We start from the raw sequence: 335 nt of genomic DNA on the forward strand, positions 1-335 counted from the left end.
GTTCTTAACTTTGATCGCCTGGATAACAGGTTATCGAACGGTTAGAACGAAAAATAGTTAAGGAATGAAGAAGCTGATCTTTTTGCCGGCCTTACTCCTGGTGATCTCCTGTAATACAGATCCAAAACCAATACATTATGGATCTGATGCCTGTGACTTCTGTGAAATGACCATTGTTAGTGAGGTTTTTGCCGCCCGTGCTGTGAGCACCAAAGGCAAGCAGTTCAAATATGACGCAATTGAATGTATGGTGAATGACCTGCAACAAAAAGATGTTGAAATGGCAGTAATTCAGGTGGCCGATTACACTCACCCGGGTGCAATGATAGATGTTG

The 335-nt window shown here is 42.7% G+C and carries 1 pseudogene; it reads left to right on the forward strand.

Annotation, left to right across the window (positions count from 1 at the left end):
• Window positions 1-64: 64 nt before the first annotated feature.
• Window positions 65-335, forward strand: a pseudogene (locus HC176_RS18240) (nitrous oxide reductase accessory protein NosL); the annotation flags it as partial.

Source organism: Tamlana crocina (genome assembly GCF_012037625.1).